This is a genomic window from Kitasatospora sp. NPDC059146 (assembly GCF_042786665.1).
GTDB lineage: Bacteria > Actinomycetota > Actinomycetes > Streptomycetales > Streptomycetaceae > Kitasatospora.
This window is the reverse complement of record NZ_JBHZCY010000031.1, coordinates 53,792-77,084: the sequence shown is the minus strand read 5'-3', so window position 1 is coordinate 77,084 and position 23,293 is coordinate 53,792. Positions and strand designations below refer to the sequence as shown.

The window sequence follows — 23,293 nt, the reverse complement described above, 5'->3', positions numbered from 1 at the left end:
GCGTTGAGCTGTCCGGCCGGGCCCAGGGCGAGTTCGGTGAACGGGGCGTCGACGGCGATCTGCGGGATCCGCAGCCGGGTCGGCTTGGACCGCTTGAGCACCGGCGCGCCCGGCGCCGCGGGCGGGGGCGTGGCGCCGGCGGTGGCCGCCGCGGGGCCGGGGACGGCGGGGGCGGCCGCCGCCGGGGGAGCGGCCTGGCCGGCCGCCTGGTCCTCGGCGGGGCCGGTGTCCACCGAGTTGTAGATCAGCAGCAGGCCGACCGCTGCCGCGCCCATCCCGCCGCGCAGCAGCCTGGGCATTCCGGAGCCGGGACCGCCGGTCATCCGTGTCCTCCGCTCGAAGTGCTTCGTGGGGAGCCTGTTCCGCAACGGCCCGCCGCCCCCGTGCGCCCCGCCCGGGAGGGGGGAGCGCCCAGAGGCGGCGGTGGCGGACGTCAGACGGCTGCGGCGCCGGAGGTGCGACGGCCGCGGCGCAGCGCGATCGCACCGGCCCCGAGGCCGCCGAGCAGCAGCACCGCGCCTGAGGCGAGGCCGCCGCCGGACAGTGCCAGGCCGCCGCCGCCGGTGTGCACGCCGCCGTGCGGGGTGTGCTCCTCCTCCCGGCCGTCGGAGCCCTTGCCCTCGGAGCCCTTGTGCTCGCCGGAGCCCTTGCTGTCCGAGCCCTTGTGCTCGCCGGAGCTCTTGCCGTCGGAGCCCTTGCTGTCGGAGCCCTTGTGCTCGCCGGAGCTCTTGTCGTCGTAGCCCTTCGAACTGTCGGAGCCGCCCTTCTCGGGCTGCTTCTCCTGCCAGGTGAGGTTCTTGCCCTGGTCCGAGGAGGAGCCGTCGGCGAAGGCCATGGGGGTGCCGACGGTGAGGACGGCGGCGACGGCCGCTCCGGCGAGCAGCGTGCGTGCAGAACGCATGAGGATGATCCTTCCGGCGCGTGGGCCGCGACCGCCGGCACGGTGCCGGTCAGGGGACTCGCGAACAAGTGGCGCCTGATCCACCGTCAACCAGGGTGGGGCCGCCTGCCACCCGAGCGTGGCAGCCCCGGTACGGAGAGTGCGCCCTTCGGGTGGAGTCCGGGGCGTGTTCACCCGGGTGGCCCGGCGATCCGGGTGATTCGGATTCGAGGCGGGGTGGTAGTGGTGCGCGCACGCACCGGCCCGCCTGCGGCGTGGCGCACGCACGGGCCCGCCCCCCGCGTGGCGCGCGCATGGGCCCGCCCCCGGCGTGCTGCCGGGGGCGGGCCCAGAGCGGAGCGGGGACGCGGCTCAGCGGTCCCAGCGGTAGAACTCGCGCGCCATGGCGTCCTTCGGCTCGCGCCAGGTGGCCGGGTCGTAGGCCTGGACGAAGGCGGTCAGGCGGTCGCTGACGGTCCGGAACTCCGGGTGGCCGAGGACCTTGGCGACGGCCGGGCCCGGCGGGCGGTCGGCCTCGATCAGGTGCAGGTAGACGTCGCCGAACTGGAAGAGGCTGCGCCCGGTGACGCCGATCAGGTGCGGCAGTTCGCCGCGGTCGGAGTCGGCGAACACCTCGGCGATGTCCGGGGCGGCCTCGGGCTTCATCCGCGCGACGATCAGTGCGCGGTGGGCGCCGGTCACTGCTCGGCCGCCCGCTTCTCGACCTTCTCGCGGATCAGCTGCAGCTGGATCCGGGAGTTCTTGTTGATGTGGTTGACCATGCCGTCGTCGTCCACCGGCGCGGTGGGCTTCATCGCGAAGTCCTGGACCCAGCGCATCCGGGTGCCGGCCGGGACCTCGGCGTACTCCCAGTGGATCTCCATGAACTCGAACGGTCCGGGCTCGACCCGGCGGGCGTTGACCTCCAGCGACGACCGGTCGGTGGTGCGTTCGGAGACCCAGCTCCACACCTGGCCGTTCTCGTCGGGGTGCATGGTGAGCCGGAACTGCACCCGGTCGCCGTCGCGCTCCAGCACCTCGACCGAGGCGTACTCGCTGAAGAGGTCCGGCCAGTTCTCCAGGTCGTTGGTCATCTCCCAGACCAGGTCGAGCGGGGCGTTGATGACGATCTCGTTGTCGGTGTGTCCGGGCATCTCAGGCACCCGCCTTCGCGGCGAGGGAGGTGTTGACCAGCTCCAGGAACTCGGCCGGGGTCTTGGCGGACTCGGCGCCGGAGGTGACCTTGAGGCTGTGCCGGTTCTCCAACTCGCCGACGATGCCGAGGAGTCCGAGCGAGTCGACGCCGAAGTCGTCGAACTGCGCGCCCGGCTGCTCCAGGTCGTTCGGGGCGACGGTGACGCCGGCCCGGGCCTGGAGCAGGGCGGCCAGCTCGGGATAGCTGAGGGTGTTGCTCACGGGGTTCCCTTCGAGGAGGTCCAGTGGATCGGGGGTGCGGGGGTCAGGTCGGCTCCCCGCGGCGGAGCACCAGCGCGGAGTTGGAGCCCATCAGCCCGCGGCTGAGCACCAGCGCGGTGCGCAGTTCGGCCGGGCGGGCGCGGCCGGTCACCAGGGCGAGGTCGTGGCAGACCTCGGTGACGTTGGGGGTGGGCGGCAGCACGCCGTCCTCCATGGCGAGCACGGCGGCCGCGACGTCCAGCATCGGGGCGCCGCAGTAGGCCCGCCCGGTGCCGGCCTTGGGGGCGGTGACCGGGACGCGCTCGGCGGCAGGGCCGAGCGCGTCGACCAGCGCCAGGGCCTCGGCCCGGTCGGCGGCGGGGACGCCGAGCGCGTCCGCGAAGACCACGTCGATCTCCTCGGGCGCGATCCGGGCCTCGTCCAGCGCGATCCGGATCGCCGCGGCAAGTCCCTCCCGGGACTGCTCCCAGCGGGAGGCCCCGGTGAAGGTGGCGCCGTGTCCGGCCAGGTGGGCCCGGACGGCTGCGCCGCGCCGGCGGGCCGCCGACTCGTCCTCCAGCAGCAGCATCGCGCCGCCCTCGGCGGGGGCGAAGCCGCAGGCCTGCGCGGTGAACGGCAGGTAGGCGGCCTCCGGCCGGTCGGCCAGGCTCAGCTCGGGGTAGCCGAGTTGGCAGACCATGGAGTACGGCGCGAGCGGGGCCTCGGCGGCGCCGACCACCACGGCGTCGGTGCCGCGCTCGACCGAGCGGGCGGCGTGCGCGAGCGCGTCCAGGCCGCCGGCCTCGTCGCTGGCGACCACCCCGCACGGGCCCTTGTAGCCGCCGCGGATCGAGATCTGGCCGGTGCTGGCCGCGTAGAACCAGGCGATGGACTGGTACGGGCCGACGAACCGCGGCCCCTGGCCCCAGAGTTGCTGGAGCTCGCGCTGGCCGAACTCGCCGCCGCCGGAGCCGGCCGCGGTCACCACGCCGACCGCGAAGGGCCGTTCGGGATCGGGCCGGAACCCCGCGTCGGCCACCGCCAGGTCGGCGGCGGCCATCGCGTAGTGGGTGAAGCGGTCGGTCTGCACGAGGTAGCGGCTGTCGATCACCGACTGCGGCTCGAACTCCCGCACCTCGCCCGCGACCCTGAGCGGCAGCTCGGTGCAGCCCTCGCGGGATATCCGGTCGAGGACGCTCACGCCCTGCCTGGTGGCCTTCCAGAAGGCGTCGGCCCCGACACCGTTCGGTGCCACCACGCCGAGACCGGTGACGACCGCCCGGCGGCCCTGCTGACGTGACGTCATGGAACTCACCCCGTTCTGTTGAGCACGACGGCGGACTGGAATCCGCCGAATCCGCTGCCGACCGAGAGGATGTGGCTCAGCGGCAGCTCGCGCGCGGTGCGCGGCACGTAGTCGAGGTCGCACTCCGGGTCCGGAGTCTCGTAGTTGGCGGTCGGCGGCACCACGCCGTGGGCGAGTGCCAGGGTGCAGGCGACCACCTCGATCGCGCCGATCGCGCCCAGCGAGTGCCCGACCATCGACTTGATCGAGCTCATCGGCGTCTCGAAGGCGTGGCCGCCCAGCGAGCGCTTGACCGCGGCGGTCTCGTGCCGGTCGTTCTGCTTGGTGCCCGAGCCGTGCGCGTTGACGTAGTCGACGTCGCCGCGGTCGACCTTGGCGTGGTCGAGCGCGTGGTCGATCGCCCGTGACATCTCCAGCCCCTCCGTGGTGAGGCCGGTCATGTGGTAGGCGTTGCCGAAGGTGGCGAAGCCGCCGATCTCGCCGTAGATCCGGGCGCCGCGGCGGCGGGCGTGCTCCAGCTCCTCCAGCACCAGGACGGCGCCGCCCTCGCCGAGGACGAAGCCGTCCCGGTGGGCGTCGAAGGGGCGGGAGGCGTGCTCCGGGTCGTCGTTGCGCTCGCTGGTGGCCTTGATGGCGTCGAAGCAGGCGACGGTGATCGGCGAGATCGGGGAGTCGGAGGCGCCGGCGACGCAGATGTCGGCGCGTCCCTCCTCGACCGCCTGGAAGCCGTAGCCGATCGCGTCCAGGCCGGAGGTGCAGCCGGTGGAGACGGTCTGCACCGGGCCGTGCGCGCCGACCCGCTCGGCCACCGCGGAGGCCAGCGTGCTGGGCGCGAAGGCCCGGTGCAGGTGGGGCTCGGCGTGCCGGTGGTCCACGTCCCAGCGCGCGCCGGAGGCGCTGACCAGGGCGTAGTCGTGCTCCAGCCGGGTGGTGCCGCCGACGGCGGTGCCGAGCGAGACGGCGATCCGCCACGGGTCCTCGGCGGCCAGGTCCAGACCGGCGTCGGCGACCGCCTCGGCGGCCGCGACCATCGCGAACTGCACGTAGCGGTCGGCCCGTCGGACCTCCTCCGGGCTCAGCCCGTGGGCGGCCGGGTCGAAGTCGCACTCGGCCGCGATCCGGGAGCGGAACCCGGCCGGGTCGAAGAGGGTGATGCCCCGGGTGGCGGTGCGGCCGGCCGTCAGGAGGTCCCAGAACGCGGGGATCCCGATCCCTCCGGGCGCGACCACGCCGATCCCCGTGACGGCGACCCGCCGTGTCACGAGGCCACCTTGGCGTGTTCCGGGGGGTCGGCGGGGGCGGACCCCCCGGCGCCGGAGGTCTCCTCGGTGCTCACGTGGCCCAGGTCGGGGCGGGGCGCGAGCGGGCCGCAGTGGAAGACCATCCGGGCCTCGGTGTCGCCGACGTTGCGGAAGCGGTGGCGCATGTTGATCGGGATCATCAGGCCCTGGTCGGGCTTGAGCGGCCGGGTCTCCCCGTCCAGGTCGACCTCCAGGTCGCCGGAGACGACGAACACGAACTCCTCGGAGTACGGGTGGTAGTGCTCGTTGATCCGCTCGCCGGGCCCGATGATGGCCAGGCCCATGAAGCCGCTGGTCGCCCCGCAGCTGGGCGGGGTGAGCATGGTGCGCAACAGGGCGCCGTGGCGGCGGTTCTCCGGGGCCTCGTCGACGTTGATGATCGGCGGGAACTGCGTGGTCATGATGGCTTTCCTCCGGGAGGGCTGGCCGGGTGTCAGTCGTTCTGCGAGCTGCGGTCGGTGACCGGGCTCATGGCGCGGGCGGCGAGGAACGCGCCCAGGCCCGCGGCGGTGCGCAGGTCCCCGGCGGGGCCGAGGTCGAGCAGGGCGGCCAGTTCGGCGGCCTCCTGGTCGCCGGCCACGCCGAGCGCGGCGGCGGCCTCGGCCTCGGCCGGCACCCGGAGGTCGACCAGGCGCACCACGGTGTCCTCGCGCTGGAAGACGATGGCCGCGGCGACCGGGCCGGTCGGGTCGGCGGTGGCGAGGTTGTCGTGGTCGAAGAGCAGCTCGGCGACGGCCGGCCCCCGGCCCGGGCGCACCGGGTAGAGCACGGCGTGCCGGTGCAGCCGCCCGGAGGAGGGGGAGCTGGCGATCGCCTGGTGCCGGGCGGGCAGCGCGGCCTTGGCGAAGAAGGCCCGGGCGGACTGCGGGTCGCCCAGCTGCCGGGCCTCCTCCAGGTACGGGTTGAGCTCCTCCTCGACCGCCCGCACCTCGGGCTGCATCGCCACGTGGCGCAGCGCGTCGCCGAGGTTGCCGACCACCTCGACCGCGCGCACCACCCGGTTGCCGTGCATGAACAGCGAGGTGCGGCGCAGCCGGGTGTGCTCGTCCACCTCGGCCCGGGGCGAGGTGTAGCCGGACAGGATCCGGGCCACCTCGGCCTCGCTGCCGGGCTTGACGGTGAAGGTCAGCGCGTGGCGCACCACGCCGTCCGGGCCCGGGTCGGCCCGCGGCGGGCCGACGTGCCCGGCGGGCTCGCTGCGCGGCAGGCCGGGCGGCACCTCCATCGGGGCCCTGGTGCCGGTGGACCCGGCCGCCGAGGTCTCCCGCAGCACCGCGTAGCGCAGCGAGCGGAAGTTGTCGCTGACGCAGCCGTGCATCGGCTTGACCATCTCGCGGTGGGCGGGGCTGTCCACCCACTGCAGGAAGGTCTCCTGGTCCTGCCACTCGCTGGTGATCAGCCACTGGCGGGGGTCGTTGATGGACTGGCACAGCTGGTCGCTGACATGGCCGGGCACCGAGGCCACCTGGTGGCGCAGTTGCTCGTAGACGTCGAGGAAACGCTGCTGGGCGCCGTCCTGGATCTCCAGCATCAGCACCACCCTCAGCCGGGTGTCGGATTCCTCGTGCTGCTTCGGCTGCGGTTCGGACAGAGTCGTCATGATCCACTTTCTGCTCTTGGCCGCACGCGGCGGGCCGTGGCGGCCGCGTCCGGCGGGTGCTCCCGGCTGGGGGAGGGCGGTGCGGTGGCGGTCGGCCCGGGGCGCTCGGCGCCAGGCCTGAGGTCGATCGTGAGCGGCCGACCGGGCGCGGCGCGAGATTTGCGGGCCATCCGGGCGAAGGGGCGGCACAGGCCCCCTCGGGCGGGGGATGGAAGAGCGGGGCCCGGCTGAGCGGGCCCGTCCAGGGCGGCGCCGAGTCCAGTCGCCGGGCCGCGGAATCCCCTTACAGGGTGGAGCAATTGATGAATCCGAAGGTGGACGAACGGGTGCCGGTCCTGATCGTGGGCGGCTCCCTGGTCGGGTTGTCGGCCTCGCTGTTCCTCGGTCGGCTGGGTGTCCGGCACCTGCTGGTCGAGAAGCACGCCGACACCTCGCACCACCCGCGCGGGCGCGGCAACAACGTCCGCACGATGGAGCTGTACCGGGTGGCCGGGATCGAGCCGGCGATCCGTGAGGCGGCCTCGGTGCTGGCCCCGAACCACGGCATCCTGCAAGCGCCCTCGCTGACCGGCGAGGAGCAGGAGTGGCTGTTCCGGGAGATCGACCCGGGCGGGCGGCTGGCCCGGTTCAGCCCCAGCTCCTGGTGCCTGTGCAGCCAGAACGACCTGGAGCCGGTGCTGCTGCGGTCGGCCCGCGACCTCGGCGCGGACCTGCGGTTCAGCACCGAGCTGATGTCCTTCGAGCAGGACGCCGACGGCGTCACCTCGGTGCTGCGCAGCCGGGAGACCGGCGAGGAGCGGGTGGTGCGCTCGGAGTACCTGATCGCCGCGGACGGCCCGCGCAGCCCGGTCCGGACCGGCCTGGGCATCGGCCGGACCGGCAAGGGCGAGCTGTTCCACAACGTCAGCATCACCTTCCGGGCCAAGCGGCTGGCCGACGTGGTCGGCGACCGGCACTTCATCGCGTGCTACCTGACCAACCCGGAGGCGGACGGCGCGCTGCTGCCGGTGGACAACCAGTCCGAGTGGGTCTTCCACGCGCCCTGGCACCCCGAGCACGGCGAGCCCCTGGAGGCCTTCACCGACGAGCGCTGCGAACGGCACATCCGCACCGCCGTCGGCCTGCCCGAGCTGGACGTCGAGGTGACCGGCAAGGCGCCCTGGCACGCCGCCGAACGGGTCGCCGAGCGGTACGGCGTCGGCCGGGTCCTGCTCGCCGGGGACTCCGCCCACGAGATGTCCCCGACCGGCGCGTTCGGCTCCAACACCGGCATCCAGGACGCCCACAACCTGGCCTGGAAGCTGGCCGCGGTGCTCTGCGGCTGGGCCGGGCCCGGCCTGCTGGAGACGTACGGGCAGGAGCGCCGCCCGGTCGCCGAGGTCACCGGCGAGCGTGCCTCGGCCCGCTCCGCCGAGCACAGCCACCCCGGCTACGCGGTCGTGCCCGGCGTCGGGCGGCAGGCCGGGGTGCTGTCGGTGGCGCTGGGCTACCGTTACCCGCGGGGCGCGGTGGTCGGCACCGACCCGCAGGGTGCGGTCGTCCCGGAGCAGTTCGAGTCGGCGGGCGAGCCGGGCAGCCGGGCCCCGCACCAGTGGCTGCTGTGCGCGGGCGTGCGGCTGTCCACGCTGGACCTGTACGAGCAGGCGATGGTGCTGCTCACCGACCCCGAGGGCGCGGCCTGGCAGCAGGGCGCCCGGCGGGCGGCGGACCGGCTGGCCGTCCCGCTGGACGCCTACCGGATCGGCGACGGCGCCGAGGACGACCTGGCGCCGGAGCCGGGCAGCGACTTCGCCGCCCTGCACGGGGTGGGCCCGGGCGGTGCGCTGCTGGTGCGCCCGGACGGCTTCGTCGCCTGGCGCTCGCCGGGGCCGGTCGAGGATCCGGAGGCCGAGGTGGAGGCCGCGCTGCGGGCGGTGCTGGACCTCTGAACCTCTGACGCGCGCGGACGGGCCCGCCGGTCGTCACGACCGGCGGGCCCGTCCTGTCAGGTCCCAGGCGTCAGGTCCCGGGTGTCATGGGTCAGGAGTCTCGGGGGTCACAGGGGGTGCTCAGGCGGTCAGTGACCGCCCGCGTCGACCACCTCGACGTCGGCCACCTCCCGCTCGATCTCCTCGGCGGGCAGCGCCACCCGGATCGCCCAGTAGTAGATCGCCAGCGCGAACACCGAGACCAGCGCCATGTCGTACCAGAGCGGGATCAGGCCGGTGCCGTTGCCGAAGCCGCCCTGCCAGGAGATCAGGCCGAGGCCCAGCAGGTAGACCGGCAGCCACTGGGCGGCCTTCCAGTTGAGCCGCGGCGCGTTGGGCAGGCGGTTCTTGATCGCGTAGGCCGCGTAGCCGCCGAGCAGGGCGTAGCCGAGCACGATGGCGATGCCCAGGCGGGACAGGGTCTGCCAGCCGGCCCAGTAGATGATCAGGCTGGCGACCACGAAGGAGACCGGGGAGATCACGCCGCCCAGCGGCAGCCGGTAGGAACGCTCGCGGTCGGGCAGCCGGCGGCGCAGGGCGCCGAAGGCCAGCGGGGCGCCGGCGTACATCAGCACGCTGGCGGAGGTGATGAAGCCGACCAGCTGCTGCCAGCTCGGGAAGGGCAGGAAGCAGATCACGCCGGTCACGAAGGACAGGATCAGGCCGAACCACGGCACGCCGTTCCGGTCCAGCTGCTCGAACTTCTGCGGCGCGTAGCCGTTGCGGCTCAGGCCGTAGGAGATGCGCGAGGTGGAGGTGGTGTAGATCAGGCCGGTGCCGGCGGGGGAGATCACCGCGTCGACCTTGAGCACGTAGTACAGCCAGCCGAGGCCGACCAGGGTGGCCAGGCCGGCGAACGGGCCGTCGATGCCGGGGAAGTCCAGCTTCGCCCAGCCGTTGGCGAAGGCGGTGACCGGCAGTGCGCCGATGAAGACGACCTGCAGCAGGGTGTAGATCAGGGTGCCGATGGCGACCGAGCCGAGCACGGCGCGGGGGATGTCGCGCTTGGGGTTGCGGCTCTCACCGGCGATCTGGATGGCCTGCTCGAAGCCGAGCAGGGCGAAGATGATGCCGCTGGTGCTGATCGCGGCGAGCACGCCCTTGGCGCCGAACGGGGCGAATCCGTGCGAGGTGAAGTTGGAGGCGTGGAAGCTGGTGATCGCCAGCATGAAGATCGTGAGCAGAGGAACGAAGATCTTCAACCAGGTGGCGATGCTGTTGGTCCGGGCGAGGACCTTCACACCGAGGAAATTGACCGCGACGAACACCGCCATCAGCATGGTCGCGACAATGAATCCGCTGGTGGTCAGGGTGCCGTTGGTGTGCTGCAGTCCGCTGGCCCAGGGCACGTCCTTGGCGTAGCCGATCATGGCCTCGACCTCGATCGGTGCCACGGTGGCCGCCTGGAGCCAGGAGAACCAGCCGAAGGACATGCCGGCCAGGCCGCCGAAGGCGTAGTGCGGGTAGCGCGCGGTGCCGCCCGAGACCGGGAAGAGCCCGCCGAGTTCGGCGTGCACGAGCGCGAGCAGCACGATGCCGACGGCGCCGATGCCCCAGGAGATGACGGCCGCCGGCCCGGCGGCGGTGACGGCGCTCTTCGCGCCGAAGAGCCAGCCGGAGCCGATGATCGAGCCGACCGAGGCCCACATGAGGCCGATGAGTCCGACGTGGCGCTTGAGCGACCGGTGTGCGGTCCCGGTGGTGCCGGAGCTCTGGTCGGGCGGCGAGATCTGGTTGAGGGAAGCCATGGATGATCTCTCTGTGTGTGGGGGCTCCGGGGTGGGCGGAGCGCGGAGAGTTGCCACACAGTAGGGCTATTCATAGACCTCTGCACAGATTCCATTGCTGAATGTTTACTTTCTTTGCCAGATATCCGTGCAGGTAGGGGGCCGTCTGTTCATGGGCGTGTTACGTGACTCGCGAGTAGGTTCAGGATTTGAGCGGCAATTGAGCTTCGCCGTCCGGTCCGGCAATATGGATCACCCACTCGTTTATGGGAATGACGTGAACCGCATAGCCATGCCGCCGGAGGCGCGGCGTAGGCTTGGTCCGTGCGTTTCGTGATCCTGCCGCCGCCGGTCCGCTAGCGGGCGGCGCACCGATCGGACCCGGCCGGGAGGCAGCGCCCCCGGCGCCGGGGCGATGACCGCCGCCCGCGTACCCCGCGGACCTGAACCGGCGAGCCATCGTGGAGTACCGACGCATGACCTCCTGCACCGCCGTGCCGTTCCGGCACGGCCTGTTGTCCATTTCCGCCGCCGCCGTCGCCTGGGGGGCGGGCGGAGCCGTGGCCGCGCTGCTGATGCGCACCAGCGGGCTCGGCCCGGTGGCCGTCTCCTGCTGGCGCTTCGGCGTCGCGGCGCTCTGTCTGGCACTGCTGCCCTCGGGGGCCGGGCGGGCCTCCGGCGGCGGGCGCGGCTCCGCCGTGCTGACCGGCCTCGGGCTGGCCGTCAGCCAGTGCGCCTACTTCGCCTCCGTGCACTACGCGGGGCTGGGGCTGGGCACCCTGGTCACCATCGGGGCGGGGCCGGTGCTCACCGGCCTCGGCGGGCACCTGCTGCTCGGCGAACGCCTCACCGGGCGGGCGGTGGCCGCCGCCGCGCTCGCCCTCGGCGGGCTGGCCCTGCTGGTGGCGTCCCCGGCCGCCGGGCCCCGGCCGGTGCTGGGCGTCGGCCTGGCGGTGGTCGCGGGCGCGGGCCAGAGCGGGCTGACCCTGTGGGCCCGGGCCGACGGGTCGGCCCGGGCCGACCGGGGCGCCTTCGTCACCGGCCTGCTCTGCCTGCTGCCGTTCGCGGCCTTCCAGGGCGTGCTGCCCAGCACCGGGCAGCCGGCGCTGACCGGGGGAGCGCTGCTGTTCCTCGGGACGGTGCCCACGCTGCTCGCCTACCGGTGGTACTTCTCCGGGCTGACGGCCGTCCCGGGCACCACCGCCTCGGTGCTGGTGCTGCTGGAGCCGGCCACGGCGGCGGTGATCGGCGTGCTGTTCCTCGGCGAGCCGGTCACCGCGGGCCTGGTGGCCGGTTCGGCGCTGCTGCTGGCCGCGATCGCGGCCCTGGCCCGCGCGTAGCGGGCGGCGCGGGCGGCGTGGCGCGGCGGCGTGCACCCGGGCGGGCGAGCTGTGGTCGCCGGGGGCGCGCCGCCGTGCTGTCGTGGGCCGCATGATGACCTCACGCGCGGCCCGGGTGGCCGTCACGACCGCGACCGCCGTCCTGCTCGCCGCCGGGGCCGCGGCCCCCACCGCCTCGGCGGCGGGGGCCGCCCGGCGCGACGTCACCGCCGCCACCTGCCGGGCCGCGGGCGGGCACGTCGAGGGCAGCGGCTACTGCGTGGACGCCGGTGGGGTGGACGCCTGGGGGGCGGAGATCGACGGCCAGGCGGTCAACCCGAACCCGCGCCCCGGGTTCGAGTGACCCGGCCGGTTCACGGCACCGGCCGGAGCGTCACCGGCGCCGGGGTCAGCGCCCGCAGCACCAGGTCGATCCTGACCTTGGCGGCGCCGGCCCGGTGCAGGGCGGCGGCGACCGCCCGCAGCTCCTCCGGCCCCGTGCAGGCGAGCCGCAGCTCCAGGTCGGCGTCCCCGGCGAGCGCCAGGCCGCTCTGGACCGCCGGGAACTCCGCCGCCAGCCGGTCGAAGTCCAGCGGCACCGGCCCGTGGCTGATCCGGGCGATGGCGTGCAGCGCCCGGACCTGCTCCGGACGGCCCGGAGCGGGTTCGAAGCCGTCCGGGACGAGCTGTAGCGGGGCCGTCACCGGTGCTGGAGGCGGGCGGTCGGGGTCGCGGTCGGGGCCGTGCCGGGGGCGGCCCCGACGGTGGCGGGGGTGGTGACCGGCGGGGCGACCAGCCCCGGGTCGAGCACCAGGGTGTCGACGCCGAGCGGCCGGGTGAGGTTGCGCAGCGCGGCCTCCCCGAGTTCGGTCCAGGCCTGGTCCGGCCCCAGGAGGGCGGCGAGGGCCTCGGGGCTGGAGAAGCCGACGGCGCAGCGGACGCCGTTGCGCATGCGGAAGAGGCGGAGGGCGGCGGTGCTTCCGGTGCCGGTGGTGGTGACCGGAACGTGCCAGACGACGCAGGCCATGCGGATGCTCCCGAGTGGGGTGGTGGTTGCTGCCGGAACTGCTCGTCCCGACGCTAGGCCGGGTCCTGCCGGACCGCGCCGGTCCTGACGCAGCGTTGACCGAATGGGGTGGTGCGTTGACGCACTCCTGACACCCGGCTCACCCGATTGGACTACACCAGTCCCGCGTCGGCCCGAACTCGGCCCGAACGGTGTCGTACAACCGCCCCAACCCCGCCCGTCCCGTACGGCTCCGGAGCGCTCCGCTTGCCGTGCGCCGCGCACCGGACCACGGTGGATCCGGCCGCCGGTCGCGCCCCGCGCGGGCTCCCGGATCCGACCGGCGCGCGCTCCGGGGCGGGGGGAGGTGGAGAGTGGGGCCCGGGACGAGATATCTTGACGTCAAGACGTTGGAGACGTGAAGCGGAGTTTCGATGACTGACTCGACCATCATCTATACGCACACCGACGAGGCTCCGGCCCTGGCGACCTACTCGTTCCTGCCGGTGGTCCAGGCGTACGCCTCGACGGCGGGCGTCCGGGTGGAGACCCGTGACATCTCCCTGGCCGGGCGGATCATCGCCAGCTTCCCGGAGCGTCTGACCGAGGCCCAGCGGATCGGCGACGCCCTGGCCGAGCTCGGCGAGCTCGCCAAGACCCCGAGCGCCAACATCATCAAGCTGCCGAACATCTCGGCCTCGGTGCCGCAGCTCAAGGCCGCCATCGCCGAGCTCCAGGCCCAGGGCTACGCCCTGCCGGACTACCCGGACGAGCCGCGCACGGCCGAGGACGAGGACGTCCGCGCCCGCTACGACAAGGTCAAGGGCAGCGCCGTCAACCCGGTCCTGCGCGAGGGCAACTCGGACCGCCGGGCCCCGCAGTCGGTCAAGAACTACGCCAAGACCCACCCGCACCGGATGGGCGCCTGGAGCTCCGACTCCAAGACCAACGTCGCCACCATGGGCGAGAACGACTTCCGCTCCACCGAGAAGTCCGCCGTGATCGCCGCCGACGGTGCCCTGCGCATCGAGCTGGTCGGCCAGGACGGCGCCACCACCGTGCTGCGCGAGAAGGTCCCGGTGCTGGCCGGCGAGGTCGTCGACGCCTCGGTGATGCGCGCCGCCGCCCTGAACGACTTCCTGGCCGCCCAGGTCGCCCGGGCCAAGGCCGAGGGCGTGCTGTTCTCGGTGCACCTCAAGGCCACCATGATGAAGGTCTCCGACCCGATCGTCTTCGGCCACGTCGTCCGCGCCTTCTTCCCGCAGACCTTCGCCCGCTTCGGCGACGCGCTGGCCGCGGCCGGCCTGAACCCGAACAACGGCCTCGGCGGCATCCTGGCCGGCCTGGACGCGCTGGAGAACGGCGCCGAGATCAAGGCCTCCTTCGAGGCCGAGCTGGCCGAGGGCCCGGCCCTGGCCATGGTCGACTCCGACAAGGGCATCACCAACCTGCACGTGCCGAGCGACGTCATCGTCGACGCCTCGATGCCGGCCATGATCCGCACCTCCGGCCACATGTGGGGCCCGGACGGCCAGGAGGCCGACACCCTCGCGGTGCTGCCGGACAGCAGCTACGCCGGCGTGTACCAGGCCGTCCTCGACGACTGCCGCGCCCACGGCGCCCTGGACCCGGCCACCATCGGCTCGGTCCCGAACGTCGGCCTGATGGCCCAGAAGGCCGAGGAGTACGGCTCCCACGACAAGACCTTCGAGATCGCGGCCGCCGGCACCGTCCGCCTGGTCGACGCCGAGGGCAACGTGGTGCTGGAGCAGGCCGTCCAGCCCGGCGACATCTTCCGCGCCTGCCAGACCAAGGACCTGCCGATCCAGGACTGGGTCAAGCTGGCCGTCACCCGCGCCCGCGCCACCGGCGACCCGGCCGTGTTCTGGCTGGACGCCGAGCGCGCCCACGACGCCGTGCTGATCGAGAAGGTCAAGGCGTACCTGCCGCAGCACGACACCACCGGCCTGCAGATCGAGATCAAGTCCCCGGTCGAGGCCACCAAGTTCTCGCTGGAGCGCATCCGCCGTGGTGAGAACACCATCTCGGTCACCGGCAACGTCCTGCGCGACTACCTGACCGACCTGTTCCCGATCCTGGAGCTGGGCACCAGCGCCAAGATGCTGTCGGTCGTCCCGCTGATGGCGGGCGGCGGCCTGTTCGAGACCGGCGCCGGCGGCTCCGCCCCGAAGCACGTCCAGCAGCTGGTCAAGGAGAACTACCTGCGCTGGGACAGCCTGGGCGAGTTCTTCGCGCTGGCCGCCAGCTTCGAGCACCTGGCCTCCACCACGGACAACGCCCGCGCCCAGGTGCTGGCCGACACCCTGGACCGCGCCACCGGCACCTTCCTCAACGAGGACAAGTCGCCGAGCCGCCGCCTCGGTGGCATCGACAACCGCGGCAGCCACTTCTACCTGGCCATGTACTGGGCCCAGGAGCTGGCCAAGCAGACCGCCGACGCCGAGCTGGCCCAGGCCTTCGACGCGCTGGCCAAGGCGCTGACCGAGCAGGAGAAGGCCATCGTGGACGAGCTCATCGCCGTCCAGGGCTCGGCCGTCGACCTCGGTGGCTACTACCAGCCGGACCCGGCCAAGGCCGCGGCCGTGATGCGCCCGTCGAAGACCTTCAACGAGGCGATCGCCAACCTCGGCTGACACCCTTCGGGTTGACGCACCGGGAGGCCCCCGGGACCGCTGCGGCGGGCCCGGGGGCCTCCTCGCATCTCCACCGGGCCCGCCGGGCCGCCGGACCGGGCGGCGGGCGCCCGTGGCCCGGTCAGGCCAGGCCGAGCACCACTCCCGCCCCGGTCAGCAGCAGGACGGCGGCGCCGTTGGCCCGCGGCAGGGCGAGGGCGGTGCCGACCGCCTCGCGCAGCAGCTGGTACGGGCCGTGGGCGAGCGGACCGTCCGCGCCGAGCACCCGCGCGGGGGCGCCGGCCCGGCGCGCGGCCAGGGCGGAGCGGACGGTGTGGAAGCCGCTGGTGATGACGGCGCAGCGGTAGCCGGGGTGCTCGGCGGCCATCAGGGTGGCGCTGAACCGCAGGTTCTCGGCGGTGTTCACGGCCCGCTCCTCGCGCCGGATCCGCTCGGCCGGGACGCCCCGGGCGACCAGGTAGCGGGCCATCGCGCCGGCCTCGGTGCAGTCCTCGTGCGGGCCCTTGCCGCCGGTCACCAGCACCAGCGGCGCGTGCCCGGCGGCCTCCTCGGCGGCGAATCGTTCCAGCGCGGCGTCCAGCCGGGCCGCCAGGGTCGGCGCGGGCTCGCAGCCGTCCAGCGCGGCCCCCAGGACCACCAGGTAGTCGGCCCCGGCGGGCACCGGGCGGCGGCGCTGGAACAGCGCGCAGCCGAGGAAGCCGAGCAGCCAGAGCAGGACGTACCCGCCGAGCAGGACGGCGGGGAGGAACAGGGCGTGCATACCCCTCGAACGCGCCCGGGGGAACGACCGTTCCACGACATGACGGAGCCCACGTCCTCCGGGGAGGGCGTGGGCTCCGGGTGGTCTGGGCGGGCCGGGCGCTGCGGGCGGGCCGGGGCTCAGCCGGCGTCGGCCGCCGGGGTGGCGGTGGGCGCGGCGGCCGGGGCGGCGGCCGGGCGCTGGCCCTTCTTGTGCAGCGAGGCCAGGTAGGCGTTGTACGCCTCCAGCTCGGCGTCGCCGGTGCGCTCCTCGGAGCGGTCCCGGCGGCGGGCCTGCCGCTGCTCGGAGCCCATCCACTGGTAGACCAGCGCGATCAGCACGATCGCGGTCGGGATCTCGCCGAACGCCCAGGTGATGCCGCCGGCCAGCTTCTGGTCCTCCAGCAGGTCCGTGCCGGGTGGTGCGCTCTGGACGGTGAAGGTGGTCACCAGCGGGTGGCTGGCCATCATCACCGCCACGCCGAAGAAGGCGTGGAACGGCATCCCCATGAACAGCTCGATGATCCGCATCACGTGGCCGGGGCGGTGCGGGCCCGGGTCGACGCCCATGATCGGCCAGAAGAAGGCCAGACCCGTCATGAGGAAGTGCACCATCATGAAGATGTGCCCGAGGCGGTACTGCATCAGGAAGTCGAACGCGGGGGTGAAGTAGACCCCGTACAGGCTGGCGATGAACATCGGGATGGTGAACGCCGGGTGCGAGATCACCCGGACGTACCGGCTGTGCAGCAGCGCCACCAGCAGCTCGCGCGGACCGCGCGGCCGGCCCTTGCCCGCCGGGCGCAGCGCGCGCAGCGCCAGCGTGATCGGGGCGCCGAGCAGCAGCAGGATCGGCGTCAGCATGGACAGCACCATGTGCTGGATCATGTGCGCGCTGAACAGCACCATGCCGTAGTCGTTCAGCCCGCTGCAGGTGACCAGCAGCAGGCTGGCGACGCCCGCGACCCAGCCGACGACCCGGCCGACCGGCCAGCGGTCGCCGCGCCGGTACAGCCGGACCACGCCGGTCAGGTACAGCGCCAGCGCGACCAGGCCGCCGAGCAGGAACACCCAGTCCGGGGACCAGGTCCAGACGTTGGAGAGGGTGAACGGGCCTAGTGGGGTCATCCCGCCGTGGTGGTGCATTCCTGACATTCCGTCGCCCATCGGCGGGTCCCGCTTTCCGTCATTGTGGTCCCCGCTGGGGGTCCGGTTCGCCCGTTTTGCTTGGCATACAGCCTAGGTGGGCCTTACCCCGGGCGTGCCGCCGCCCCCTCCGTACGGGTGGCCCGGCCGGTGGGCGGGGTGGTGGGCGGGGCGGTGTCGGGCCGGTGGGCGGGCCGGTGTCGGGCGAGGGTTCGGGTGGGCCGGGCGTCGCTAGACTGACCGGCCGGTCGGCAGGGAGGAATCAGGCATGGCGGCGGCACAGCGGCCCGTGGTCGCGCTCACCGGGGCCACCGGGTTCATCGGATCGGCCGTACGGGAGGCCCTCGTGGCGCGCGGCGTGCCGGTGCGGGCCCTGGTGCGCGGGGAGCCCGTCGCGGACGGGCACACCGCCTGGGTGCCCGGCGACCTCGCCGACCGCTCCGCGCTGGACGGGCTGTGCGCGGGTGCGGGGGTGCTGCTCCACCTCGCCTCCCAGGTCGCCGGCGGCGAGGAGGAGTGCGCGGCCGTGAACGACCGGGGCACGGCGGCCCTGATGGCGGCGGCCACCCGGGCCGGGATCGGGCGGATCGTCCACCTGTCGACCACGGCGGTGTACGGCGGGGGCCCGCACACGGACCTCGGGGTCGGCGGGGCGCCGACCGCGCCGCTGTCGGCGGCCAGCCGCACCCGGCTGCTCGGCGAGGGGCACGCCCTCGCCGCCGGTGCCGCGGTGCTGCGCCCGGCCCTGGTCACCGGGACGGGCGACCGCTGGGTGGTGCCCGCCCTGGCCGAGCTGGCCCGCAGGGTCCCGGGCCGCTGGGCGGGCGGCGCGGCCCGGCTCTCCCTGGTGGACCGGACCGACCTGGCCCGGCTGATCACCGGGCTCGCCCTGGACGCCCCGGAGCGGGTGACGGGCGTCCACCACGCGGCCCACCCGGACCCGGTCCGCAGCGGCGAGCTGCTCGACGCCCTCGCCGGGCTCGGCCTGCTGCCCGTCCAGGACGGCCCGGCGCTGACCTGGGCGCAGTGCCGCCGACGGCTCGCCGCCGTGCCGGGCCCGGTCTCCGAGCGCCAGTTCGCCATGGTCGCCCGCGACCACTGGTACCGCAGCGACGCGGTCTGGCGCCTCGCCGCCTGCCCGCCCGGCCCGGGCCCGCTGGCCCGCCTCGCCGGGGCGGCGCCCTGGTACCGGACGGCGCTGGGGCTGTAGGGCGTCGCAGGGTCGTAGGGCGGGTCGGGGTCGTAGGGCGGGTCGGGGTCATAGGTCGGGTCGGGGCCGCAGGAGCGCGTCAGGGCTGGAGGCGGCGGGCCCGGGCCTCCAGGAAGCGCTGCTCGGCGAGGCTCGCGGTGGCCTTGGCCGCGCGGCGGTAGTGGTCGTACGCGGCCGCCCGGTCGCCGGAGCGTTCCAGCAGGTGGGCCCGGACGGAGAGCAGCCGGTGGTGGTCGGCCAGGCGCCGGTCGGCGTCCAGGGTGGCGAGCAGGTCGAGGCCGGCCCGCGGGCCGTTCAGCTCGGCGAGGGCGACGGCGCGGTTGAGGGTGACCATCGGGTTGGGGGCGATCCGCTCCAGGATCAGGTAGAGCGCGTGCACCTGGGCCCAGTCGGTCCGGTCCGCGGTGGCGGCGTCGGCGTGGGTGGCGGCGATGGCGGCCTGGAGCTGGTACGGGCCCAGGGCGGGGCCGGCCAGGGCGGCCTTGGCGAGGGCGGTGCCCTCGTCGAGCAGCGGGCGGTCCCAGCCGGTGCGGTCCTGTTCGGCCAGCGGGACCAGGTCGCCGGTGGCGGTGGTGCGGGCGGCCCGGCGAGCGTGGGTGAGCAGCATCAGGGCGAGCAGCCCGGTCACCTCGGAGTCCTCGGGCAGCTGGGCGTGCACGATCCGGGCCAGCCGGACGGCCTCCTGGGCGAGGTCGGTGCGGTGCAGCTCACTGCCCGAGGAGGCGGTGTACCCCTCGTTGAAGATCAGGTAGAGCACGTGCAGGACGACCCGCAGCCGTTCCTCGCGCTCGGCGCCCTCGGGGAGGGCGAAGGAGCTGCCGGCGGCCCGGATCCGCTGCTTGGCCCGGCTGATCCGGGCCGCCATGGTGGCTTCCGGCACCAGGAAGGCGCGGGCGATCTCGGCGGTGGTCAGGCCGCCGACGGCGCGCAGGGTGAGCGCGGTCTGGGAGGCGGCGGTGAGCGCCGGGTGGCAGCACAGGAACAGCAGCACCAGGGTGTCGTCGGTGTCCGGCACGTCCTCGGGCAGCACCTCGGCGGCCGTGGTCGCGTGCTCGCGCTCGCGGCGGGCGCGGTCGCTGCGGATCCGGTCGACCAGCCGCCGGGAGGCGACCGTCACCAGCCAGCCGCGCGGGTTGTCCGGTACGCCCTCCTCGGGCCACTGCACGGTGGCGGCGAGGACGGCCTCCTGGACGGCGTCCTCGCAGCCCTCGAAGCGGTCGTACCGTCGTACCAAGGTGCCGAGGACCTGCGGCGTGAGTTCACGCAGCAGGCCCTCGAAGTCCGGTGCCGTCATGCCTCCAAGTGTCCGTCGGAGAACATCACCTGGCGCACCTCGACGCCCAGCCCCTCGATCGCCGCGTCCGGGATCCGCGCGGCCAGTTCGACGGCCCGCTCCTTGTTGTCGCAGTCGAGCAGGTAGAAGCCGCCCAGGAACTCCTTGGCCTCCAGGTACGGGCCGTCGGTCACCACCGGCCGGCCGTCCCGGACGGTGACCACGGCGGCCTGCGACGGGTCGACCAGCGCCTGGGTGAGGATCAGTTCGCCGGAGGCCTTCAACTCCTCGATGAACGCGCCGTGCCCGGCGCCGATCGCGGCCTTCTCCTCGTCGGTCAGCGCGTCCAGCACGGCCGGGTTGATGTGCAGGCTGATCAGGAACTTCATCGCGTCCTCCTCGTCGTGGGCGGGCCCCGTGCGGGCCCCTCGACCGTACGGTCGGAGCCGGGGCCGCCGTCTTGACATCCCCGTCGGAGAAATCTCCCACGGGTTTCGTCGCCCCCCCTCGGGTCTCTCCCATCCGTCGGGTCTCTTCCCGTCCCCCGGTGCTCCGACGTCAAGAAGTCCCCGGCCGCTCCGACCGACCGGTGCGAGGAACCCGATGCGGGGAACCCGCGACGAGAGACGACGAGGAGCACGCGATGAGAGCTGACCGGGCCCGGCTGGGGCTGGCCCTGCTGATGCTGCCGACCCTGGTGGTCGCGATGGACATGACGGCGCTGCTGCTCGCCCTGCCGAGGCTGAGCGCGGACCTGGGCGCCTCCGCCGTCGAACAGCTGTGGATCAGCGACGGCTACGGGCTGATGGTGGCCGGGCTGGTGATCACCATGGGCACGCTGGGCGACCGGATCGGCCGTCGACGCCTGTTGCTCATCGGCGCGGCGGCCTTCGCGGTGCTGTCGGTGGTCGCCGCCCTCGCGGTCGACCCGCTGATGCTGATCGTGGTCCGGGCCCTGCTGGGCGTCGCCGGGGCCACGCTGGCGCCGTCCACGCTGGCGCTGATCACGAACATGTTCCGGGACGACCGCGAGCGCGGACGGGCCGTCGCCGTCTGGGCGACCTGCCAGTTCGCGGGCGGTGCGCTGGGGCCGGTGCTGGCCGGACTGCTGCTCCGGTCCTTCTGGTGGGGGTCGGTGTTCCTGGCCGCCGTCCCGGCGATGGCGCTGCTGCTGGCCGCCGGGCCGTTCCTGCTGCCCGAGTTCCGCGGCGGGGAGGTGGGGCGGCCGGACCCAGCCGGGGTCGGGCTGTCGCTGGCGGCGGTGCTGCTGGTGCTGTACGGCGTCAAGCAGTTGCCGGTCGGGGGCGCGACCGGCGTCCCGGCGGCCGCCCTGCTGCTCGGCACCGGCGTCGGCTACCTCTTCGTCCGGCGTCAACGGGGGCTGGAGCAGCCGTTGTTGGACCTGGGACTGCTGCGCAACCGGCTGTTCGCGGCGGTGCTGGTCTCGCTGGTGCTGGCCGGGACGGCGATGGCCGGTACCGGACTGCTGGTCACCCAGTACCTCCAGAGCGTGCTGGGCCGCTCGCCGTTCGCCTCGGCCGTGCTGTTCGCGCCGATGGGCCTGGCGGTGGCGGCCGGCACCCTGGCCGCGCCGCGGCTGCTCGGCCGGGTGCGGCCGACCACCGCGATCGCCGGCGGCCTGGCGCTCTCGGCGCTGGGCGCCCTGCTGCTGGTCGCCGTGGACGGGGGTGCGGGCTCGCTGCCGCTGGTGATGACCGGCATCGCGGTGCTGGCGCTCGGCACCGGGCCGCTGTTCGCCCTGGGCACCGGGCTGGTCCTCGACTCGGTGCCGCCGGAGCGGGCGGGCTCGGCGGCGGCGATGTCGGAGACCGGCAACTACCTCGGCGGCTCGCTCGGCTTCGCGGTGCTCGGCACCGTCGCCGCGGCGGTCTACCGCGAGCGCACGGGCGGCGGCCCCGACTCGCCGGCCGCCGCGGTCGAGGCGGCCCGGCACCTGCCCGCCGAGCAGGGCGCCGCACTGCTGCGCGGCGCGCGCTCGGCGTTCACGGCCGGGCTGCAGGTGAACGGGCTGATCGCCGCCGCACTGTTCGCCGGGCTCGCGCTGCTGGCCCTGGCGGTGCGGCCGGCGGTACGGCCGGCGGGGGGGAGTGGCCGGGGAGACGGCAGGGGAGGGGGCCGTGGAGGAGGCCATGGAGGAGGCCGGGGAAACGGCCTCTACCCGGCCCGGGTGAACGGCCGGTGCGGGGGCGGCGGTGGTGTCCGCCGCTTCCCGGCGGGCGGTAATGATCATGGAGTGATCCTTGGTAGCGTCGGTCGCGGTGCCGCTCAACTGCGGCTCAGCACCATCGACATGAGAGAGCATCACATGGCCCCCAGGACCATCCGCCGTGCCGTCATCCCCGCCGCCGGGCTGGGCTCCCGCCTGCTGCCGCTGACCAAGGCCACCCCGAAGGAGATGCTGCCGGTCGGCGACAAGCCGGTGATCGAGCACACCGTGCGCGAGCTGATCGAGAGCGGCATCACCGACATCACCATCGTCGTCAACGGCGACAAGGGCCTGATCCAGGAGCACTTCCGCCCCAACCCGGTGCTGGTCGAGCAACTGCGCCGGGACGGCAAGGCGGCGTTCGCGGACGCGGTCGAGGAGGTCGGGGAGCTGTCCCGCAAGGGGCACATCAGCTACCTCTACCAGCACGGCCCGTACGGCAACGGCACCCCGGTGCTCAACGCCGCCCGGCACTTCGGGGACGAGCCCTGCCTGGTGCTCTGGCCGGACGACGTGTTCGTCGCCGAGGTGCCCCGGGCGCAGCAGCTGATCCGGGCGTTCGAGCAGACCAACGCGCCGGTGCTGGCGCTGATGCCGATGGCGCCCGAGGACTCCTACCGCTACGGCGTCCCGGTGGTGAAGGAGGACCTCGGCGGCGGGTCGCTGCGGATCACCGGCCTGGTCGAGAAGCCCAAGCCGGCCGACGCCCCCTCCGGGTACGCCGCCATCGGCGGGTACGTCATCACCCCCGGCATCGTCGACGAACTGCGCGAACTCACCCGCCGCTGGCACGAGAAGCCCGAGGACGAGGTCTACCTGACCGACGCCATCAACGCCTACGCGGCCCGCCGCGCCGTCTACGGGCAGGTCATCGCCGGCACCTGGTACGACACCGGCAACCCCGCCGCCTACCTGCGGGCGCAGTTCGCGGCGGCCCTCGCCAACCCGGAGTACGGGCACGAACTGCGGGAGCTGGCGGCGGAGTTGGCCCCGGCCGAGTAGGCGGGCCGGGGCCGGGGCCGCTGTCGGTCAGCTCCGGTCGTGGTCCCCGGTGGCGCCGTCGGTGAGTTCGCGCAGGATGTCCAGGTGCCCGGCGTGCCGGGCGGTCTCGGTGGCCATGTGGATGAGCACCCAGCGCAGCGAGACCGTCCGGCCCGACCAGGAGGTGCCGGTGGACTCCAGGTCGAGCTCCTCGATCACCTCGTCGGCGGCGGCCCGGGCGCGGGCGTAGAAGGCCAGCACCTCCGCCGTCGACTCGTGCGGCTCGATCCGCATGTCGGAGCTCTCGTCCGCGTCGAGGTCGAACGGCAGCGGCCCGGTCTCCCGGCCGAAGGTCTCCCGGAACCAGCCGAGTTCGGCGCCGGCCAGGTGCTTGACCAGGCCCAGCAGGCTCGTCCCCGACGGCGTCATCGGCCGCCGCAACTGCTCGTCGTCCAGGCCCTGGACCTTCCACACCACCACGTCCCGGTGCCGGTCCAGGGCCGTGTGCAGGCTTTCCTTCTCGCCGCCGGTGAACGGCACGGTCTTGATCATGCGCGGGACGC

General features: G+C 74.0%; 22 protein-coding genes and 2 pseudogenes. 7 read left to right on the top strand and 17 right to left on the bottom strand.

The genetic code is table 11. From position 1 onward, the window contains the following. From ACFXPX_RS16435 to ACFXPX_RS16395, 9 genes and pseudogenes are all read right to left on the bottom strand, one after another. Positions 1-323: pseudogene (locus ACFXPX_RS16435) on the bottom strand (class F sortase); the annotation flags it as partial. Positions 324-433: 110 nt separating this feature from the next. Further along, positions 434-901 carry a hypothetical protein gene (locus ACFXPX_RS16430; RefSeq protein ID WP_375885925.1) on the bottom strand — a complete coding sequence of 156 codons (468 nt, stop codon included), beginning with the start codon at positions 899-901 and terminating at the stop codon, positions 434-436. A 351-nt stretch (positions 902-1,252) separates the two neighbouring features. After that, positions 1,253-1,546, bottom strand: coding sequence for a TcmI family type II polyketide cyclase (locus ACFXPX_RS16425; RefSeq protein ID WP_030287701.1), 294 nt, complete (start codon positions 1,544-1,546; stop codon positions 1,253-1,255). A 32-nt stretch (positions 1,547-1,578) separates the two neighbouring features. Beyond that, the gene (locus tag ACFXPX_RS16420; RefSeq protein WP_375885927.1) at positions 1,579-2,034 is read right to left on the bottom strand and encodes an SRPBCC family protein; all 456 of its coding nucleotides are present in this window, start codon (positions 2,032-2,034) and stop codon (positions 1,579-1,581) included. A gap of 1 nt (position 2,035) precedes the next feature. Further along, the gene (locus ACFXPX_RS16415; protein WP_375885930.1) at positions 2,036-2,296 is read right to left on the bottom strand and encodes an acyl carrier protein; all 261 of its coding nucleotides are present in this window, start codon (positions 2,294-2,296) and stop codon (positions 2,036-2,038) included. A gap of 43 nt (positions 2,297-2,339) precedes the next feature. Beyond that, complete coding sequence (locus ACFXPX_RS16410) at positions 2,340-3,581, bottom strand: beta-ketoacyl synthase N-terminal-like domain-containing protein (RefSeq protein ID WP_380531176.1); 1,242 nt, start codon at positions 3,579-3,581, stop codon at positions 2,340-2,342. 5 nt (positions 3,582-3,586) lie between these two features. Continuing rightward, positions 3,587-4,843 carry a beta-ketoacyl-[acyl-carrier-protein] synthase family protein gene (locus ACFXPX_RS16405; protein ID WP_375885935.1) on the bottom strand — a complete coding sequence of 419 codons (1,257 nt, stop codon included), beginning with the start codon at positions 4,841-4,843 and terminating at the stop codon, positions 3,587-3,589. Beyond that, positions 4,840-5,283 carry a cupin domain-containing protein gene (locus tag ACFXPX_RS16400; protein WP_380531173.1) on the bottom strand — a complete coding sequence of 148 codons (444 nt, stop codon included), beginning with the start codon at positions 5,281-5,283 and terminating at the stop codon, positions 4,840-4,842. The genes ACFXPX_RS16405 and ACFXPX_RS16400 overlap by 4 nt, the downstream gene beginning before the upstream one ends. A gap of 32 nt (positions 5,284-5,315) precedes the next feature. Beyond that, complete coding sequence (locus tag ACFXPX_RS16395) at positions 5,316-6,482, bottom strand: SchA/CurD-like domain-containing protein (protein WP_375885940.1); 1,167 nt, start codon at positions 6,480-6,482, stop codon at positions 5,316-5,318. 302 nt (positions 6,483-6,784) lie between these two features. Between ACFXPX_RS16395 and ACFXPX_RS16390 the strand changes: the two genes are divergently transcribed. Beyond that, entirely contained in the window at positions 6,785-8,410 is a 1,626-nt protein-coding gene (locus tag ACFXPX_RS16390; RefSeq protein ID WP_375885942.1) for an FAD-dependent oxidoreductase, read from the top strand. Between the two features lie 128 nt (positions 8,411-8,538). On the opposite strand, the gene ACFXPX_RS16385 is transcribed toward ACFXPX_RS16390, so the two are convergent. Then, a complete protein-coding gene (locus ACFXPX_RS16385; protein ID WP_375885944.1) occupies positions 8,539-10,197 on the bottom strand; it encodes an APC family permease in 1,659 nt (552 codons plus the stop codon). A gap of 455 nt (positions 10,198-10,652) precedes the next feature. Here ACFXPX_RS16385 and ACFXPX_RS16380 point away from each other — a divergent pair, with 455 nt between their 5' ends. Then, positions 10,653-11,516 (top strand): EamA family transporter, encoded by an 864-nt coding sequence (locus ACFXPX_RS16380; RefSeq protein ID WP_380641766.1) that lies wholly within the window; start codon positions 10,653-10,655, stop codon positions 11,514-11,516. Positions 11,517-11,607: 91 nt separating this feature from the next. Further along, positions 11,608-11,859 carry a hypothetical protein gene (locus tag ACFXPX_RS16375; protein ID WP_360237083.1) on the top strand — a complete coding sequence of 84 codons (252 nt, stop codon included), beginning with the start codon at positions 11,608-11,610 and terminating at the stop codon, positions 11,857-11,859. Positions 11,860-11,869: 10 nt separating this feature from the next. Here the strand turns inward: ACFXPX_RS16375 and ACFXPX_RS16370 are convergent, their stop codons facing one another. Both ACFXPX_RS16370 and ACFXPX_RS16365 read right to left on the bottom strand, forming a co-directional pair. Then, positions 11,870-12,199: a hypothetical protein gene (locus ACFXPX_RS16370; RefSeq protein WP_375885950.1), complete on the bottom strand. Its 330-nt coding sequence runs from the start codon at positions 12,197-12,199 to the stop codon at positions 11,870-11,872. Then, positions 12,196-12,522: an SAV_915 family protein gene (locus tag ACFXPX_RS16365; protein ID WP_375885953.1), complete on the bottom strand. Its 327-nt coding sequence runs from the start codon at positions 12,520-12,522 to the stop codon at positions 12,196-12,198. Before ACFXPX_RS16365 ends, ACFXPX_RS16370 begins: the two co-directional genes overlap by 4 nt. A gap of 413 nt (positions 12,523-12,935) precedes the next feature. Between ACFXPX_RS16365 and ACFXPX_RS16360 the strand changes: the two genes are divergently transcribed. Beyond that, positions 12,936-15,155, top strand: a complete 2,220-nt coding sequence (locus tag ACFXPX_RS16360; protein WP_380526075.1) for an NADP-dependent isocitrate dehydrogenase — start codon at positions 12,936-12,938, stop codon at positions 15,153-15,155. Between the two features lie 121 nt (positions 15,156-15,276). Here ACFXPX_RS16360 and ACFXPX_RS16355 read toward each other — a convergent pair whose 3' ends face one another. Both ACFXPX_RS16355 and ACFXPX_RS16350 read right to left on the bottom strand, forming a co-directional pair. Beyond that, positions 15,277-15,915, bottom strand: a complete 639-nt coding sequence (locus ACFXPX_RS16355; protein WP_380526073.1) for a YdcF family protein — start codon at positions 15,913-15,915, stop codon at positions 15,277-15,279. Positions 15,916-16,034: 119 nt separating this feature from the next. Beyond that, on the bottom strand, positions 16,035-17,039 hold the full coding sequence (locus ACFXPX_RS16350; protein ID WP_380526071.1) for a cytochrome c oxidase assembly protein: 1,005 nt from the start codon (positions 17,037-17,039) through the stop codon (positions 16,035-16,037). Positions 17,040-17,307: 268 nt separating this feature from the next. On the opposite strand from ACFXPX_RS16350, the gene ACFXPX_RS16345 reads away from it, so the two are divergent. After that, entirely contained in the window at positions 17,308-18,249 is a 942-nt protein-coding gene (locus tag ACFXPX_RS16345; protein WP_380641763.1) for an NAD-dependent epimerase/dehydratase family protein, read from the top strand. Between the two features lie 79 nt (positions 18,250-18,328). Here ACFXPX_RS16345 and ACFXPX_RS16340 read toward each other — a convergent pair whose 3' ends face one another. Beyond that, on the bottom strand, positions 18,329-19,543 hold the full coding sequence (locus ACFXPX_RS16340; RefSeq protein WP_380526068.1) for an RNA polymerase sigma factor: 1,215 nt from the start codon (positions 19,541-19,543) through the stop codon (positions 18,329-18,331). After that, on the bottom strand, positions 19,540-19,911 hold the full coding sequence (locus tag ACFXPX_RS16335) for a YciI family protein (RefSeq protein ID WP_375885966.1): 372 nt from the start codon (positions 19,909-19,911) through the stop codon (positions 19,540-19,542). Before ACFXPX_RS16335 ends, ACFXPX_RS16340 begins: the two co-directional genes overlap by 4 nt. Positions 19,912-20,165: 254 nt before the next feature. On the opposite strand from ACFXPX_RS16335, the pseudogene ACFXPX_RS16330 reads away from it, so the two are divergent. Together ACFXPX_RS16330 and ACFXPX_RS16325 are read left to right on the top strand one after the other, a co-directional pair. Beyond that, a pseudogene (locus ACFXPX_RS16330) lies at positions 20,166-21,320 on the top strand (MFS transporter); the annotation flags it as partial. Positions 21,321-21,848: 528 nt separating this feature from the next. Continuing rightward, positions 21,849-22,751, top strand: coding sequence for a UTP--glucose-1-phosphate uridylyltransferase (locus tag ACFXPX_RS16325; protein ID WP_380641768.1), 903 nt, complete (start codon positions 21,849-21,851; stop codon positions 22,749-22,751). 27 nt (positions 22,752-22,778) lie between these two features. On the opposite strand, the gene ACFXPX_RS16320 is transcribed toward ACFXPX_RS16325, so the two are convergent. Beyond that, entirely contained in the window at positions 22,779-23,282 is a 504-nt protein-coding gene (locus ACFXPX_RS16320) for a DinB family protein (protein ID WP_360237055.1), read from the bottom strand. Between the last annotated feature and the right edge of the window lie 11 nt (positions 23,283-23,293).

Coding starts and splice junctions, on each gene's coding strand:
- ACFXPX_RS16430 (WP_375885925.1), bottom strand. CDS start 901: ATGCGTTCTGCACGCACGCTGCTCGCCGGAGCGGCCGTCGCCGCCGTC.
- ACFXPX_RS16425 (WP_030287701.1), bottom strand. CDS start 1,546: ATGAAGCCCGAGGCCGCCCCGGACATCGCCGAGGTGTTCGCCGACTCC.
- ACFXPX_RS16420 (WP_375885927.1), bottom strand. CDS start 2,034: ATGCCCGGACACACCGACAACGAGATCGTCATCAACGCCCCGCTCGAC.
- ACFXPX_RS16410 (WP_380531176.1), bottom strand. CDS start 3,581: ATGACGTCACGTCAGCAGGGCCGCCGGGCGGTCGTCACCGGTCTCGGC.
- ACFXPX_RS16400 (WP_380531173.1), bottom strand. CDS start 5,283: ATGACCACGCAGTTCCCGCCGATCATCAACGTCGACGAGGCCCCGGAG.
- ACFXPX_RS16395 (WP_375885940.1), bottom strand. CDS start 6,482: ATGACGACTCTGTCCGAACCGCAGCCGAAGCAGCACGAGGAATCCGAC.
- ACFXPX_RS16390 (WP_375885942.1), top strand. CDS start 6,785: ATGAATCCGAAGGTGGACGAACGGGTGCCGGTCCTGATCGTGGGCGGC.
- ACFXPX_RS16385 (WP_375885944.1), bottom strand. CDS start 10,197: ATGGCTTCCCTCAACCAGATCTCGCCGCCCGACCAGAGCTCCGGCACC.
- ACFXPX_RS16380 (WP_380641766.1), top strand. CDS start 10,653: ATGACCTCCTGCACCGCCGTGCCGTTCCGGCACGGCCTGTTGTCCATT.
- ACFXPX_RS16375 (WP_360237083.1), top strand. CDS start 11,608: ATGATGACCTCACGCGCGGCCCGGGTGGCCGTCACGACCGCGACCGCC.
- ACFXPX_RS16365 (WP_375885953.1), bottom strand. CDS start 12,522: ATGGCCTGCGTCGTCTGGCACGTTCCGGTCACCACCACCGGCACCGGA.
- ACFXPX_RS16360 (WP_380526075.1), top strand. CDS start 12,936: ATGACTGACTCGACCATCATCTATACGCACACCGACGAGGCTCCGGCC.
- ACFXPX_RS16355 (WP_380526073.1), bottom strand. CDS start 15,915: ATGCACGCCCTGTTCCTCCCCGCCGTCCTGCTCGGCGGGTACGTCCTG.
- ACFXPX_RS16350 (WP_380526071.1), bottom strand. CDS start 17,039: ATGCACCACCACGGCGGGATGACCCCACTAGGCCCGTTCACCCTCTCC.
- ACFXPX_RS16345 (WP_380641763.1), top strand. CDS start 17,308: ATGGCGGCGGCACAGCGGCCCGTGGTCGCGCTCACCGGGGCCACCGGG.
- ACFXPX_RS16340 (WP_380526068.1), bottom strand. CDS start 19,543: ATGACGGCACCGGACTTCGAGGGCCTGCTGCGTGAACTCACGCCGCAG.
- ACFXPX_RS16335 (WP_375885966.1), bottom strand. CDS start 19,911: ATGAAGTTCCTGATCAGCCTGCACATCAACCCGGCCGTGCTGGACGCG.
- ACFXPX_RS16325 (WP_380641768.1), top strand. CDS start 21,849: ATGGCCCCCAGGACCATCCGCCGTGCCGTCATCCCCGCCGCCGGGCTG.
- ACFXPX_RS16320 (WP_360237055.1), bottom strand. CDS start 23,282: ATGATCAAGACCGTGCCGTTCACCGGCGGCGAGAAGGAAAGCCTGCAC.